The organism is Paenibacillus sp. J22R67, assembly GCF_059692175.1.
On sequence record NZ_JCAUAX010000002.1, the window covers coordinates 199,703 to 214,617 of the forward strand.

The 14,915-nt window shown below is 45.4% G+C and carries 14 protein-coding genes and 1 pseudogene; 6 read left to right on the forward strand and 9 right to left on the reverse strand.

Translation table 11 applies throughout. The features are described 5' to 3' along the window. The first annotated feature begins 35 nt into the window (after positions 1–35). The gene (locus AC58VC_RS06945) at positions 36–440 is read left to right on the forward strand and encodes a VOC family protein (protein ID WP_497368111.1); all 405 of its coding nucleotides are present in this window, start codon (positions 36–38) and stop codon (positions 438–440) included. Between the two features lie 18 nt (positions 441–458). Here AC58VC_RS06945 and AC58VC_RS06950 read toward each other — a convergent pair whose 3' ends face one another. The 5 genes and pseudogenes from AC58VC_RS06950 to AC58VC_RS06970 form a co-directional block, all read right to left on the reverse strand. Beyond that, positions 459–1,328 carry an aminoglycoside phosphotransferase family protein gene (locus AC58VC_RS06950; RefSeq protein ID WP_497368112.1) on the reverse strand — a complete coding sequence of 290 codons (870 nt, stop codon included), beginning with the start codon at positions 1,326–1,328 and terminating at the stop codon, positions 459–461. A 194-nt stretch (positions 1,329–1,522) separates the two neighbouring features. Beyond that, positions 1,523–3,805: an Ig-like domain-containing protein gene (locus AC58VC_RS06955; RefSeq protein WP_497368113.1), complete on the reverse strand. Its 2,283-nt coding sequence runs from the start codon at positions 3,803–3,805 to the stop codon at positions 1,523–1,525. A 252-nt stretch (positions 3,806–4,057) separates the two neighbouring features. Continuing rightward, positions 4,058–4,798 (reverse strand): N-acetylmuramoyl-L-alanine amidase family protein, encoded by a 741-nt coding sequence (locus AC58VC_RS06960; protein ID WP_497368114.1) that lies wholly within the window; start codon positions 4,796–4,798, stop codon positions 4,058–4,060. 190 nt (positions 4,799–4,988) lie between these two features. Beyond that, a complete protein-coding gene (locus AC58VC_RS06965; RefSeq protein WP_497368115.1) occupies positions 4,989–6,503 on the reverse strand; it encodes an ABC transporter permease/substrate-binding protein in 1,515 nt (504 codons plus the stop codon). Positions 6,504–6,559: 56 nt separating this feature from the next. Then, positions 6,560–7,276: pseudogene (locus AC58VC_RS06970) on the reverse strand (ABC transporter ATP-binding protein); the annotation flags it as partial. Positions 7,277–7,512: 236 nt separating this feature from the next. Between AC58VC_RS06970 and AC58VC_RS06975 the strand changes: the two are divergent. From AC58VC_RS06975 to AC58VC_RS06985, 3 genes are all read left to right on the forward strand, one after another. Beyond that, entirely contained in the window at positions 7,513–7,719 is a 207-nt protein-coding gene (locus tag AC58VC_RS06975; protein ID WP_497368116.1) for a helix-turn-helix transcriptional regulator, read from the forward strand. Beyond that, positions 7,716–8,147 carry a hypothetical protein gene (locus AC58VC_RS06980; RefSeq protein WP_497368117.1) on the forward strand — a complete coding sequence of 144 codons (432 nt, stop codon included), beginning with the start codon at positions 7,716–7,718 and terminating at the stop codon, positions 8,145–8,147. Before AC58VC_RS06975 ends, AC58VC_RS06980 begins: the two co-directional genes overlap by 4 nt. Before the next feature lie 122 nt (positions 8,148–8,269). Next, the gene (locus tag AC58VC_RS06985; protein ID WP_497368118.1) at positions 8,270–8,575 is read left to right on the forward strand and encodes a hypothetical protein; all 306 of its coding nucleotides are present in this window, start codon (positions 8,270–8,272) and stop codon (positions 8,573–8,575) included. Positions 8,576–8,669: 94 nt separating this feature from the next. Here the strand turns inward: AC58VC_RS06985 and AC58VC_RS06990 are convergent, their stop codons facing one another. After that, on the reverse strand, positions 8,670–9,251 hold the full coding sequence (locus tag AC58VC_RS06990; RefSeq protein WP_497368119.1) for a TetR family transcriptional regulator: 582 nt from the start codon (positions 9,249–9,251) through the stop codon (positions 8,670–8,672). A 253-nt stretch (positions 9,252–9,504) separates the two neighbouring features. Between AC58VC_RS06990 and AC58VC_RS06995 the strand changes: the two genes are divergently transcribed. Next, positions 9,505–10,389, forward strand: a complete 885-nt coding sequence (locus tag AC58VC_RS06995; protein WP_497368120.1) for an NmrA family NAD(P)-binding protein — start codon at positions 9,505–9,507, stop codon at positions 10,387–10,389. A gap of 111 nt (positions 10,390–10,500) precedes the next feature. Here AC58VC_RS06995 and AC58VC_RS07000 read toward each other — a convergent pair whose 3' ends face one another. Further along, positions 10,501–11,328, reverse strand: a complete 828-nt coding sequence (locus AC58VC_RS07000) for an alpha/beta fold hydrolase (protein WP_497368121.1) — start codon at positions 11,326–11,328, stop codon at positions 10,501–10,503. Between the two features lie 26 nt (positions 11,329–11,354). Beyond that, positions 11,355–12,593, reverse strand: coding sequence for a YbfB/YjiJ family MFS transporter (locus AC58VC_RS07005; RefSeq protein WP_497368122.1), 1,239 nt, complete (start codon positions 12,591–12,593; stop codon positions 11,355–11,357). A gap of 115 nt (positions 12,594–12,708) precedes the next feature. On the opposite strand from AC58VC_RS07005, the gene AC58VC_RS07010 reads away from it, so the two are divergent. Then, entirely contained in the window at positions 12,709–13,584 is an 876-nt protein-coding gene (locus AC58VC_RS07010; protein ID WP_497368123.1) for a LysR family transcriptional regulator, read from the forward strand. 117 nt (positions 13,585–13,701) lie between these two features. Here the strand turns inward: AC58VC_RS07010 and AC58VC_RS07015 are convergent, their stop codons facing one another. Further along, the gene (locus tag AC58VC_RS07015) at positions 13,702–14,742 is read right to left on the reverse strand and encodes an NAD(P)-dependent alcohol dehydrogenase (protein WP_497368124.1); all 1,041 of its coding nucleotides are present in this window, start codon (positions 14,740–14,742) and stop codon (positions 13,702–13,704) included. Positions 14,743–14,915 lie beyond the last annotated feature (173 nt).

Genomic DNA, 14,915 nt, shown 5'->3' on the forward strand with positions numbered 1-14,915 from the left:
AATTGTATCATTTATTATAGGAAGGATTGTATCTTATGAATTTTGTTTCTGTGCGCATCATTACCGACGACGTGGATCGTCTCGTCGAATTCTATGAGAAAGTCATGGGTGCTTCCGCGGAACGCCCAGCGCCCGTCTTTGCCGAACTCATTTTGCCATCTTGCACCCTTGCGATTGGCCACTCCCAGACAGTTCAACTGTTCGGAGCAGGTTCCGCAGTGGCGGCCGACAATCATACTGTCATCCTCGAGTTCCTCGTTCACGATGTCGACGCCGAATTCGAACGCTTGAAACCTTTTGTTCTCGATTGGGTGAAAGAACCAACCACGATGCCGTGGGGGAACCGTGCTATTTTGTTTCGCGATCCCGACGGCAACCTGGTTAACCTATTCACGCCGGTGACCGAAGAAGCGATCAAACGGTTCAGCGGCAGACGTTGATGTATCCTTGATCAAGCATCATTCTGACAGTACGAGGTCGAGCCAGGATTTCGCCTCATGGTACAGAACTGGATTGTTTTCCGGCGTGTAATACGCCAGCACTGCCACCGCCTGCGATACGACCCATCCGCGGGCTCTTGCCCACGTAGCATCGTCCGTTGGAAGATATTCTCGGAAAGCATCACGTGCCGCTGGCGAATGTAACTTCCAAGCAACCATGATATCGCATGCAGGATCGCCAATGCCCATTGTACCCCAATCAATCACACCGGTGATGCGTCCATTTCGCACAAGCCAGTTACGTACGTCAAGGTCGCCGTGATGCCAAACCGGCGGACCCTGCCACGAAGGCGCAGCAAGTGCCGATTCCCACACAGCCAACACGGCAGGATCGCCATCGAACTGCGTCAGCCAGTACCGGAACTCCTCATCCCGCTCAGCCAAAGGAATGCCGCGACCCTGCGGCCCACCTGATGAATTGACTTGTTGCAGTGCTACAACAAACGCCGCGAGATCTTGCGCTGCTTGAATCGCGTCAATCTCCTCTATTGGCACCGTCTCGCCCTCAACCCACGTATGTATCTCCCAATACCACGGATATTCGCTATTCGGATACCCTTGAGCGATAGGTACAGGGATTTCAAGTTGAACCCATGATGCGATCTTGGGCAGCCAAGTAAACTCGCGACTTTCTGGTGTCGTTGGGCCCGTCCGCCGTGCTAGACGAATGGAGTATTCTTCGCCTAGCCGGAAGATGGCGTTCACTGTTCCAGCCGGCTCGATCCGTCTCAGGGATAGCTCTGCCCAGTGGGGAAACTGGGCGATAAGCAGACGGCGCACCAGTGCCTCATCTATTTCCATTTCGTCGACATGCATCTTCTCACCCATTAGTTGCCTCCTCCTCGCAATCTTTGTAGCTCTTGTATAACTAGTCTACCTTCTAAATAGTGTATCAAAAAAGTAATGAATTAAGCTGGTAAAACCCAACTAAAATAAAACTATCCTGATTAATAAAAAACAAGGGTAAGAATGAGAAGAGGCAGCCATTTTGATATCGGCTGCCTGTCTTGATTAATGCAAAGCTATCTTTTTTCCCCTACCAATGAAAGATTAGAGAAGGTTGCCGTATTATAATTGTGAATACGACTCGTATTTTGAGCTGCATCTACGGCAAAACCGATAAACACGGTTTCGTTCATCTTAATCGTTTTTTGACCCACTTCCGTCCAGTTGATTCCGTCTGGCGAAGCGTACCCTGTTATGGTGTCACCTTTCCTAGCGATTTTCAACCAGTAAGGCAGTGTTGTGGCTTTCAAGGTAGGTACGCCATAATCTTCCGGTCGATCATTCTCACCAAGTGCCAAGATTGGCTCCCCTTTGGATGCTCTTGTTGAAAAATGAACGGAATATGGTGTATCTTGCTTATCAGCCTTTACGATCGACGTACTGATTATGGCTGTGGCAGCATCTGCCGCGAGACTTTCTCGAATCATCAAGCCCGAGATCGCATTGTTGTCAACCTTTGTTAACGAATCAATCCTTGCCACCAGCTCAGTATCGCCTTTTACTGTTTGAGAGGCAAACTGGAAGGAATCTGCTGTTTGATCGATGCGGCCGGCTCCCTTAACCGTAAGCACCCCATCAGATAATGAGGCATTTCCTTGAATAGGTACTTGGCCAACATCCTTGGATGTCCAATCACCATTTTGTTTCTCTGTGTTTACATGTATAGGCATTGAGGTCGTCTGTGTCGCATTACCTTCGTAATCGATCGCTTTCGCAGAAACGAACCAAGTGCCGTTAGGAACATCTTGCCATGTAAAATCGAAGGAGCCTTTCGTCGCTTCGCCAATTTTCACATCATTGGAATAAAACTCGACCTTGGCGATATTTCCTTTATTTTTTAGCTTTGCGTTCATTTTAATGGACGATCCGGCTTTATGAATACTGTTGAGTGCAGGTGATTGAAGGACGACGTCTGGATTTTCGGCTTTGTGATCGATACGGACTAGCCCGTTCACATACAATTCCAGGTTGGAATACCCTGATTCAGTAATCTGTCTACCATCTGCAGCATCATTAGGGTTCAGGCCTTCCTTGATTTCCCAGGCATCCGGCATGCCATCATGATCCGTATCTTTCGGGGCTTCAGCCGACTTCAGTTCCGGGTAACCACCTACTTCCCATTCATTGTTTATCAGTCTACCGGTCCCGTTCCTCACGTCATTTACGACTCGAGCATCGACAGCATCTCTGCGCGGATATGTCGCTCCTGCCTGACTCAATACCTTTTCATAAGCCTGTTCAGCAGTGCTAATGTTGAGCGTATCATGACCTAGCACCTCGTATGGCGTGCCTGAGAACGATGTTCCGCTTTTAATTTCTTCAGTTCCGAGCGTATTGTCGATAGTAACGGCTTTGTTCCCGTACATATAATTACCTGAAATGTGGAACCAGCTTAGCCTGCCATCCTGACCGGGGCTGACAACCCGTTTCATCACTTTTTCGTGTGTAGATGGGCCAGGCTTATAGTAATTGTTAATCATGTTATTTTCTTGATCGTTCCCGCCATAGGTGGAATTAAAGCCCCAATTATACATGACGTTGTTCACCAAATCCGTACTGGAGACAGGATTAACATTATTGCCTGTATTCCCGAGTGCAGGTACGCGGCTTACGTGACTCGCTAGCAGGTTATTGGCGAAGGTAGCGTTCTCGCCGCCCCATATTCCGCCATACCCATGTCTTCCCTTTACATGTCCCGATAACAACATGCTTTCGCTTATGATGCTCCATTGCAAGGTCGTATTTTCATTCCGGTAAAAAGACAACGTCTCGTCCACCGACCAGCTTGTGGAAATATGGTCGATGATGGCGTTTTTTACATCTCTTCCGCCAAAGGCGTCGGGTTCCGAATCAATGTTGGCGCTACCAGGTCGAAACCGCAAATAACGAATAATCATATTCTCCGAGCCCGAAATATCTGTGCCATAACCGGCAACAGCGATACCATCGCCCGGCGCTGTTTGACCGGATATCGTTAGATTCTTTTGCTTGATTTTTAGAGGTTGCTTTAAATGGATGGTCCCAGATGTGCGGAAGATAAGATTTCGATTTCCTTGACTCACCCCATCGCGTAACGAGCCTGAAATCGGCGTATCATTAAGCCCATAATCCGCCAAAGTCGTGACCTCGTATGCGTCGTATCCGCGTCCACCGCTCGTATACATACCACCGCCTTCGGCTCCCGGAAATGCGGGCACCACGCCTGTCCCATTCACCGTTTCGCCTGTCGAGGCACTCACGTGCACGGAACCTATCAGTTGAACTGCTGCTAGTACAGAAATGAGCGTTTTTTTCTTCACTACATCGTCCTCCTCCAATAAGTTGACTGCTTGTAATCGCTTGCAGTTTCATTCCCAAGTAGTCAACTCATTATGTGCCCCTAGACGGATGCCAAGCTATAGCTCTGAAACAACTTTTAGGCCTGTAGCGCCTATTCACAGCAGTGATGATACGCAGGTTATATGAAGCATAATCAAAATCATCCAAATTCGCAGCCATGAGCCATTTACCGTGCCGACGAATCCAGAAGTACTAGAAGCGCGTAACTCCAGTTATGAGTGAATAGGAGTATCGTTTTCGGAAAAATATTGCTTAATTCCATCTACAATTGCTTTGGCCGCATTAGCTTGTCCATCTTTGCCGAGCATGGCCCCTTCCTCATCTGGATTCGTGAGATATCCGACTTCCACTAATGTTGCCGGCATATCGCTAAGCGTAAGAACCTTCAGCTGATCTTCCCTGACCTCTCGGTCCCGGAAACCCATCGCCTTCACAACCTGCCTATGAATCGATTGGGCCAACTGAAAGCTATTGTCATAGCGATAATACGTTTCCGTCCCGCCTACACTCTGATCCGTATAAGTGTTTCCATGAATGGACACCAAGGCATCGGCATGCCAGTCGTTCGCCATGCCAGCACGGTCTTCCAATTCGATAAAAGTATCGTTTGAACGGGTTAATTTGGGTTGGAACCGGGGATCCTTTTCCAATAATTCAAATACCTTTAAACCTAAGGACAATGTAAAGTCTTTCTCCATCTTCCCGTCATAACCTGTCGCGCCTGGATCTTTGCCGCCATGTCCCGGATCAATCACGATCTTGATCTTATGATTCGGTGATGCCGCCTGCTCTGTGCCCGATTTCTTGTCATGTGTGACAGGATTTGCGGACAGGTAAGGCACGGGCAAGGATAGGCTTTTGGCCAAGCTTACTAATGTACTTCCTAGAATAAGTAGAAAGATTAAGGGCAAAGTGAATCGGATGAATCGTTTTTTCCTTCTGTATGTGCTCATGTTGGGCCTCCCTAGGGATCTCGACTTCCATCTCCTAGTTATACCTTCCATACGTAGCAAGCACGTTGCCAACTTGTAAACTTTTTGTTTCTGAATCTTCCCACTATGGGTTCCACTCACAATAAAAACACCGTCTTTTCATGGACGGTGTTTCGCAGATGCCGTTCTTTACTGGAAACAACCTTCTCCTTTAAGGAAGTAAACCCGCGTTCTTCAAGTAGTTTTGAGCAACTAGTTCCGCGGACATTTGTTGCACATTGACTTGGTAATTCATTTTGCGCATGTCGTCGTCCGTAATTTTATCTCCTAGTTTATTGAGAATCCGTTCGAGCTCCGGATATTTCTCCAGCGTTTCCTGCCTCAGAAGCGATGCACCTTGGTAAGGCGGGAACAGCTTTTTATCATCTTCAAGAACGGTTAAGTGATACTGCTGGATCTCGCTGTCCGTTGAATAGGCATCGACGAGATTAACGTCGCCAGATTGGATTGCCGTGTAACGCAACTTTGCTTCCATTGTTTTAATATTAGCAAAATGAAGCCCATACAATTTCTCAATGCCACGATACCCGTCTTCCCGATCGGAAAACTCTAGTGTCATACCTGGGCGAATTTTTGTGGAAATTCGACCCAGATCGGAGATGGTTTTTAGCTGGTATTGATCCGCTAGCTGTGTTGGCACTGCCAGAGCATAGGTATTGTTATATTTCATAGGGTGCAGCAGTACCATATTATTGCTAAGAAGAATGCCTGCTCGAGCTTGCTCGTATACATCAGAGCTATTCGTGCTGGCGGCTTTCTCTTTCAGAAAAGTTGAAACGATTGTCCCCGTGAATTCTGGGTAAATATCAATAGACCCAGATTTAAGTGCCTCGAACACAAACGTCGTTTTACCTAAGCCAGGCTTAAGTTCGACTTTTATTTTCGACTCTCGTTCAATAAGTAGCTTGTACATGTTGATCAAAATTTCCGGCTCAGCACCTAATTTACCACCAATCACAATCACTCCGGCGGCAGTCCCTCGTAATAGCGAAACGATAATAAGAACTGCACAAATCAAGCCGACACCGACAAATACGCGTATTCGAATGAGAGAAGTACGCTCCGCAAAGCGCAATACGTAATCAAATGCCATTGCTAGCAAGGCAACAGGTACAGCGCCGAGGATGATCAAGTCATGGTTGTTCCTATCAATGCCGAGCAGGATCAATTTGCCTAATCCTCCTGCTCCGACGAGCGCCGCGAGTGTTGTTGTTCCTATAACAAGCACCGTAGCCGTGCGAATACCAGACATAATAAACGGTAACGCAAGTGGAAGCTCGACACGCCAAAGTCGTTGCCGGCCATTCATTCCCATTGCATTAGATGCCTCAATCAAGTTAGGGTCAATTTGCCGAATACCCGTGTATGTATTTCGTAAAATGGGCAGTAAAGAATAGATAATGAGTGCAATAATCGCTGGCTTTTTACCAATCCCTACGAAAGGAATGAGCAGCCCTAGCAGTGCTAAGGAAGGAATCGTTTGCAACACTGCCGACGCTCCGATTATTCCTTCTGCCCACCGTGGACGCCTTGTCCCGTAAATGGCAATGGGAATAGCTATGACGACAGCTATCATTAGAGCTATAAATGAAATTTGAATATGTTCACCGATTGCCTTAATGATCTCGAATTTGCGTTCCATAAAAGCTTGATACAACGCGCTCATTGCCTCATCCCTTCTTCGTCTCCAACTGTGTACTACTTGTGGCTATTCCCATAAGCTGAACCGACGAACTCCTTCACAAAATTAGTTGCCGGATTCTGTATTAGCTCCTTAGAGGAACCCACTTGGATGATTACCCCCTCCTTCATCAAACAGACACGGTCGCCAAGTAAAACTGCTTCTTGTATATCATGAGTGACGAACAAAATAGTTTTAGAAATTGTTTTTTTCAGTGCGACCAAATCCTGTTGCAGTTGCTCTCGGCTAATTGGGTCCAGCGCGCTGAACGGCTCATCCATCAAGACGATGTCTGGATTAGCAGCTAGAGCTCGGACTACGCCGACTCTCTGTTGCTGTCCGCCAGAAAGTTCAGCTGGTCGTCTATTTCTATATGTGAACGGGTCTAAACCTACCATTTCAAGCAGTTCATTTACCCTTATGCGGATCGCTTTCGCATTCCATCCTCGCAGCTCAGGAACGATCGAAATGTTTTGTTCTACCGTCATATGAGGAAACAGCGCTATAGACTGAAGTACATATCCGATATTACAGCGCAGTTCGTGAATGTTATAATCACGGATGGGTTTTTCGTCAAGAATGATTGTACCTGAAGTCGGTTCAATCAACCGATTAACCATTTTCATCAGTGTCGTTTTTCCTGAACCACTAGGACCGATAAGAACGAAAAATTCCCCTTTTTCTATCTGCAGATCGATTCCTTGCAAAGCATATGTATTTTCCGAATATTGCTTAGATACTTGCTCAAAACGAATCATGTACTTCCTCCTGCTTGACTAATCTGTTATCACCAAAAAAGACTATATTTGTTAGATATTATGCTTCCTTTTTGTGAAGTTATTTGCCAAGTTCGGAATCCCCTACCGAGTTCATCCTCAAATGCGCTTTCTCAAAAGAGATGCACCCAAAAATGGAAAGTACGCTTTACATTTCATTCATTTCACGATATACTCCTCTTACGGAAAGGTAGCTTTCCATAAGGGGTGTGAACGCATTGAACAACCGGTTAGAAGAAATCCGCAAGCAACGCGGAATTAAGCAAGAAGAATTAGCCGCAGCTCTTGAAGTGTCAAGGCAAACTATCGGTTCGCTTGAAAACGGACGTTATAACCCATCGATCCTTTTAGCGTTCAAGATTGCTCGTTTTTTCGATATGAGTATTGAAGAAATCTTTATTTATGAGGAGGATGGACATATATGAAAAAAACGATTTCGTCTTATTTTCTTACCCTTGTAGGCGTAGGACTATTAGCTGTTGGTCTGTACTTCATCAAAACAATTGATGATCCACATGGTATACTGCGCGTGTTGCCTTATATCTGTGTTGGGCTTGGCTGTGGAATTTTCGGTCACGGGATGGGAGAAATAGTCGTCAGACACGCTATGAAGAATAATCCTGCCGCAGCAAAGCAGCTAGAGATTGAAATAAAAGATGAACGTAATTTGGCAATCGCTAATGGGGCAAAAGCGAAAGCTTATGACATGATGATTTTTGTGTTTGGAGCCTTAATTACAGCAATTGCTTTGATGGGTATAGATTTAATAGTGCTATTGCTATTTGTTTTCACCTATATGTTTATCCTGGGATACTGCACTTATTACCGTTTAAAGTACTATAAAGAGATGTAATTACATTCATTGGTGCCGAGTGGTTTTCGCATATTCACTTATTAATTCGCCCTACTCGCTTAACCGAGTTTTTTATAGTAGAATGATGTCTCAGCTATACTAAACGATTATGGGGTGTTTGAATGTCCATTAGTTTCACAAAAGCGATTACTAATCAGTTACAACAAGAAATTGCTGCCATTGAAAGCAAAATTGTAAACGAAAAGAAAAGAATAGAAAAAGCTCAATCTAAAATTAATCAATTGCAAAGAGATATGAAATTAAGTCAATCGCACAGCGATTTAAGCAGCAAAATGACTCGAATAAATAAGTTAAACGAAGAAATCAAAAACATGAATCGTTTACAAGCAGTTCTCTCCAAGCAGTTAGTTACGAAGAAAACTTCACTTAAGCAGCAGCAAGCCAAACAGCCCTCAAGTCAAGTTTGAATAATAAGTGTATGACTTACGCCATATAACAAACTAGCGGCAGTTTAGGACATGAAAAAGTCCTAGACTGCCGCTTTTTTTTGAACTATAGTAGTTACCCTAATACTGGTGCTAACCCTGCTGCAACTACAACCAAAACTTCTCGCGCCACAACTTCTACTGATTGATCCTGCGGATGTCTGCTCCACTCAATAGCTGATCCAAATATGCCCCAGCTCGCAATGAGGGCGGTAGTCTCGACCGTCACTTGTGAAACGGATGCATCCGTTTGTTCATTTAACCAGGACAATAATAGATGATAAAGTTCCTTTTGTATCGTAATCTCAAATAGTGGTTCAAACTGACGATCAGCCACTGTCATATACTGACGAGTACGGACAAGAAAATCGAAAACGATTAAAATAAGCGTTTGCATACTCTTGGTATCAGATAAAACAGCATTTGGCAGCTCATTCTTCAGCTTTTTTTGAAATTTCTCTCTCATCCAGCACTCAAGAAATGCGTACTTATCTGCAAAATGCGCATAAAATGTGGCGCGATTTACAGTCGCATAAGCCGTAATATCCTGTACTGTAATAGAATAGATATTCTTCTTCTGTTCAAGCAAATCAATAAAAGCTTGCATCAACAATTGATGTGTCCGTTTCACACGGGGATCGTTTGTGTTGGTCGGCATGTATGCTTCTCACCTCAAAGTATAGTTAGGATCGTTCTATAAAATGCTACAGAACAACAAATAGGTAAATGTGTTGTTTAAGCAAAGAATTCAGATGTTTGTTGGTTGTTTAGCTCAAACCGCTCAGTATAACATTAGCACTGACGATGTAGCTTACACAACAATGTAAAATCCAGGTTGGTTCGTTCATTGGTCCAGAAAAACTAGAAAGGATGAGTAATGTGAAAGAAAAATTCTCTTGGAGGTGGTACATGTGATTGTTATTACGACTCCCACTGGCCAGATTGGGCAACAGGTTCTTTACAATGCTATTAACAGTGAAGCAGCTATCCGTGTGATTGCGCGAGATCCTTCCCGGTTATCCAAACTAGTACGCGAACGTGTTGAGGTCGTTCAGGGTTCGCATGATGACTTGAATGTCGTTACGAAGGCGTTTGCAGGCGCTGACAGTGTATTCTGGTTAGTACCTCCGAACCCTAGAGTTGAGAATTCAATGGATTACTATTTAGATTTCACTCGGCCAGCCTGCCAAGCAATCAAGAGTCTTGGGGTGAAACGAGTGATTGGAGTGTCAAGCATGGGTCGCGAGTTCGGCAAAAACGCCGGGTTATTATCGCCAGCATTTGCGATGGACAATTTAATCGAAAGATCAGGCGTGAGCTACCGATCCTTACGTATGCCATTCTTTTTGGAAAATATACTCCACCAACTCGGGGCAATCAAAAACCAAGGTATGTTTTTCATGGCTAATTCTGGAGATCGCAAGCTCGTTACTTGTGCCACCCGAGATATTGCCACAGTGGCTGCTAAGTTGATGCTCGATGAATCCTGGAGTGGCCAGGAAAGTGTCCCGGTGTTCAGCCCCCATCCTTTGACACCAAATGAAATGGCGCGTGTGATGTCTGAAGTACTAGAACAGCCTATCCGTTTTCAGCAGATCTCTCTAGCTGACAATAAAGCAAATTTGATTCAATTCGGGACAGAGGCATGGGCACAAGACTATATGGATATGGTAAACGCTCAAAATGAAGGTATTTACGATAATGATGTCCGTAGTGGGCAGCCTGCCGCAACTAGTTTCCGTCAGTGGTGTGAAGAAGTGCTCAAGCCAGCCTATCAATGCTATGCTACGGTTTGACATTAGGTACAACCTGCCATTTCCTCATTGGATAGGGTTAGTTGAACAAGAAAAAGAGGAGCTGCCGTTGGCAAGCTCCCCTCTTTCTTGTGAATGAATAGCGAACGCTCATTATCTTAGTACTTCATTGTGTTCCATTAGAAAGTTTTTTACCGCCTGATAATAACCATTTAAATCATCAGAGTGGACACCGTGGCCGCATTGTTCGAACACGATCAACTTCGTGTTAGGCCTTCTTGCTTCCATTCGCTTCGCGTGTTCGGTACTAAGAATGAAGCTTTTCCCACCGTGTATAAGCAGGATCGGGCAACTCGACGCTAACCAGTCCTCCCACCATATACCGTTGGATAGGGGAACGGATACTTGCAGTCCTTTTAGATCTGTTCTGAAACCCCAACCGAGTTCATCCTCAAATACGCTTTCGGCAAAATAATCGATGGCCCTGAGCCCAATACTTGCTAGCGATCGTCTCAGTTCCTTCAAAGAAGGCGAGCGAAAAGGAAGTTTGTCGGCAAAAGAGAAGTCAGCGTTAATCTCCGCACCGATATCCTCGACGATAATGGTTTTTACCAATTCGGGATATTGGGCCGCGAATTGATAAGCATTTAATCCACCCAAGGAGTGCCCCAGGATTGTAACTGGCTGTCCCCCTAGCTCTGACTGAATTAGATTCAGAATATCCTTCACATAATGATCCCTTGTGTATTCCACCCCGGATGGATGCTCGCTCCAACCGTGTCCACGTTGATCCAATGAAATAATCCGCCAATCTTTGAACCGCACAGCCAGCTCCGAGAATGATCTCGCATTAGCCATATATCCATGCAGCATAACAAGCACTCGTTCGCTATCTCCGCCATAATCCAGATAAGAAAGCCGAAGATTTCCAGATTGAAAGAATTTCCTTGCTACCGAGCTATGATTATTTGTACTCGACATTATAATGTCACTCCCCTTATTCAACTCTACTCTCCCACAACCTCCGAGGGATCAATATCAGATCTTTTCTTTTGTAAATGTCCATATAAACCTGCCAACACGGCGGCTATCGCCATAAAGATCGCGCTAGACGCGACGCCGAATTGCAAACCGTAACGTTCGACACCCATGCCCCCAACGATAGGACCGATAATCTGCCCCGAAGCGAAAAAGGCAGTGGCTACGCTAAGACATTTCGCATAGATGTGATCAGAGACCTGTCTCCGAAGTAGTGCAGTTGTCATCAGCGGCGGGGTAATAAAGGAGACCATCCCGAGTATGACCGCGCCTAATGCTGTTACAAACAAATTATTGGTGGTTACGCCAATTACCCCTAGCGTCCCCAGCGCTAACCCAGACGCAAGTGTATACCCATTTGGCCAGCGGTCGATCGCTCTGCCCCCAATCCATCCATTAAAAAGACCCGCGAACCCAATTGTGGACCAAATCAAACCTGCATAGAGAGATGGAACGCCTTTGCTCACTAGATAGGGAATCAAATATGTGAAATAGATGATGTATCCCCAACCGAAGAAGAAATAAGATCCGATTAAAAATAAGAGCTTCTTTGGATTCAACAAGAAACTGTAGACATTATCGTGTCCGAGGCTTGGAACCGACGGCGAGCGTATTTTTCTTGAGGATCCTTTCTTTACAGTGACTAGCTCGAACCCGAAAGCCGCAATGACACCGAATACGCCCATAGATGCCCAAGCATACCGCCACCCTTGTAAGTGAGAAGGATCGATGGTGATTGGAGCGAATAATCCCGTAACTAGAATTCCGGCAGAACCTCCCAGCCAGATAAGCCCCGACGCCACTCCTCGTTCCGTTTCTCGAACAGCTTCCATCGCTATAGACAAGACTAGTACCGTTGCGAAAGCGGAGAACAAACCGATTGCGAACCGCCATAACCCGAGTTGAACAAAGTGATGGCTAAATGACGAACCGATCATGGCCAGTCCGAGCAAGAAACACGACAATCGATTGATAACAGGCTTCTGTTCCGGAAACTTGGAGATCAAAGGAGACAGACACAAGGTACCGACCAAATATCCAATAAAGTTGACCGTTCCTAATATGCCCAATTGACCGTAGCTCCCTCCGATCTCTCTCTGTATCCCAGGCAAGAACATACCGTAAGAGAGCCGAGAAAAACCGAGAATGACGACAAACAAAAGTGATGCCCACAGAGTAATCCAACTGAATGCCGATTTCGTGCCCATAGCCCATCTTCCCCTAAAATGTTATGTTGATCCTAGTGTACAATCGGAGGTATATTTTGTAAAATTGAATTATATGAATGAATCATTCATAAATCTTAAAGCAACGAGGATAACAATGGATCTTCGAGCCCTAAAAACCTTTGAAGCCTGCGTGCGTCTTGGTCATTTTCAGAAAGCTGCAGAGGAATTACAATACGCTCCATCAACAGTAACCCTTCAAATTCAACGTCTTGAAGCCGATCTCGGAGTTTCTTTGTTCGTGCGCGATGGCAAACGTGTGATCGTATCAGAAGCTGGCCGGTGGCTCCATCGTGAGGCTTCCGTTCTGCTCAAAGCGGTCGGGTCCATGAGGCAGACCGTCTCCGATATCGCAGCGGGGGACGGTGGAACCGTTCACTTCGCCGCAATTGAGCCCATAGCGAGCCAGAGACTTGCAACCGTCGTAGCCGACTTTTGTGCAACTCGCCAGAAGGTGCAATTAACCATGGAAGTGAGCGGCAGCAAATCAATTTCGGAGAGGGTTCGGTCTGGTGAATTGGATTTCGGCATATGCTCGACTCCATCTGCTTCTTTCATGCTGGAGTTTGAGCCACTGATTGAGGAGAAATTAGGAGTCATGATGAGAGCGGATCATCCGCTAGTCCATCAAAATGATATCTCGGTAAGTGACCTCGCCGGAATGACCGTTCTTGTCAAAGAACCTACTTGCATTTACCGGGAGTTATGGGAAAAGGCACTCTCTCAAACCGGCAATAATCCCTTCTCTTACCTTGAAGTTGGAAGTTTTTTTGTGATTCAGCAAATGATCAAAGAAGCATTCAGTGTAGGCATTGTTCCGATTTATGATGGCCTGGAACTGGAAGGATCCGTTGTTATCAAGCCTTTCACCGACATGAATCCTCTAGTGTCCTTGGGCATCGTTTATAAAGATAAACAGTTCTTGGGTAAGGCAACATTACTATTAATGGACGCAATCAAAGCTAGGTTCTAAGCAGACGAAACAGCAGCAGCCATGGACGAGAAATAAAAGTCCTAGACTGCTGCTGTTTTCGCTGCGAATAATCCCCGAGTCTTAGGACTCGTATGGATCGTCACTAATCTTAGCGTTCTATAAAGTGGATATATCGATAACGAATCGGTACCGAACGTCGCTGCGTAGAATTCGCTCATAGGCTTCATCTACTTGATCAGCACCGATAACCTCGATTTGAGGAATAATGTTATGCGCGGCAGCAAAATTAAGCATTTCTTGCGTTTCCGGAAGTCCACCTACAAAGGATCCCGCAATACTGCGACGACTCATGATTAGAGAGAAAACGTTGTATTGACTCGGTTCCGCCGATGCTCCGACATTAATCAATGTCCCATCTAGGCGAAGCAGCGATAAGTACAAATCCACATCAATGTTGGCGGATACTGTGTTTAGAATCAGGTCGAAACGGCCTGCTAGCGTGTTGAAAGTTTCAGGATCAAGCGTTGAAAAGTAATGATCCGCGCCAAAGTTCAATGCTTCTTTCTCCTTATCTTTTGCGCGGCTTAATACGGTAACTTCAGCACCCAGAGCATGTGCAAACTGTATTGCAATGTGACCAAGACCACCCATCCCCAGAATCGCTACTCTTTTTCCTGGCCCAGCATTCCAGCGTTTCAATGGGGAATATGTGGTAATACCAGCGCACAAAAGCGGACTTGCAACATCTAGCTCCAAACCATCCGGGATCAGCACAACGAATCTTTCAGTAACAACAATGTTCTGGCTGTAACCTCCATAGGTTGGATTGCCTTCATAGTCCAAGGAGTTGTAGGTGGCCACATTTCCTTTTAAACAATGCTGCTCTTCGCCACGGAGGCAGTACTCGCACTCTCCACAAGAGTCCACATAGCAGCCTACGCCGACTCGGTCACCTACAGCAAATTTCGTTACCTTCTCACCTACTGCCGTTACAATCCCGGTAATTTCATGTCCAGGCACCATAGGAAAAATTCCTCCTGCCCAATCCCCATGAGCAATATGAATATCGGAATGGCAAATACCGCTAAACTTTATATCAATCGAGACATCATCAGGTCGTAACGCTCGTCTCTCAATCGTGGTCTTCTCAAATTTCGCTTTAGCCATTGAAACACTTAAAACGTGTGTTTTGCACATGGGTGTAATCTCCTATTCAATAAATTTACTAGTAAAACGCTTTGACAAATCTATTATCTAATTTACCTCCTTTCCGTTTCTATTGAATAGAACGCACAATTTTGTAAGTACAGATACTTTTTGTATGATAGGATAACTTTTGATCCTGTTTCTCACTTTCTCAAATAAAAAAC

Bases quoted from the DNA above. Each gene is read 5' to 3' on its own strand.
- AC58VC_RS06965 (WP_497368115.1), bottom strand. From the start codon at position 6,503: ATGAGCGCGTTGTATCAAGCTTTTATGGAACGCAAATTCGAGATCATT.
- AC58VC_RS06950 (WP_497368112.1), bottom strand. From the start codon at position 1,328: ATGGGTGAGAAGATGCATGTCGACGAAATGGAAATAGATGAGGCACTG.
- AC58VC_RS07015 (WP_497368124.1), bottom strand. From the start codon at position 14,742: ATGTGCAAAACACACGTTTTAAGTGTTTCAATGGCTAAAGCGAAATTT.
- AC58VC_RS06985 (WP_497368118.1), top strand. From the start codon at position 8,270: ATGTCCATTAGTTTCACAAAAGCGATTACTAATCAGTTACAACAAGAA.
- AC58VC_RS06945 (WP_497368111.1), top strand. From the start codon at position 36: ATGAATTTTGTTTCTGTGCGCATCATTACCGACGACGTGGATCGTCTC.
- AC58VC_RS07010 (WP_497368123.1), top strand. From the start codon at position 12,709: ATGGATCTTCGAGCCCTAAAAACCTTTGAAGCCTGCGTGCGTCTTGGT.
- AC58VC_RS06990 (WP_497368119.1), bottom strand. From the start codon at position 9,251: ATGCCGACCAACACAAACGATCCCCGTGTGAAACGGACACATCAATTG.
- AC58VC_RS07000 (WP_497368121.1), bottom strand. From the start codon at position 11,328: ATGTCGAGTACAAATAATCATAGCTCGGTAGCAAGGAAATTCTTTCAA.
- AC58VC_RS06960 (WP_497368114.1), bottom strand. From the start codon at position 4,798: ATGAGCACATACAGAAGGAAAAAACGATTCATCCGATTCACTTTGCCC.
- AC58VC_RS07005 (WP_497368122.1), bottom strand. From the start codon at position 12,593: ATGGGCACGAAATCGGCATTCAGTTGGATTACTCTGTGGGCATCACTT.
- AC58VC_RS06980 (WP_497368117.1), top strand. From the start codon at position 7,716: ATGAAAAAAACGATTTCGTCTTATTTTCTTACCCTTGTAGGCGTAGGA.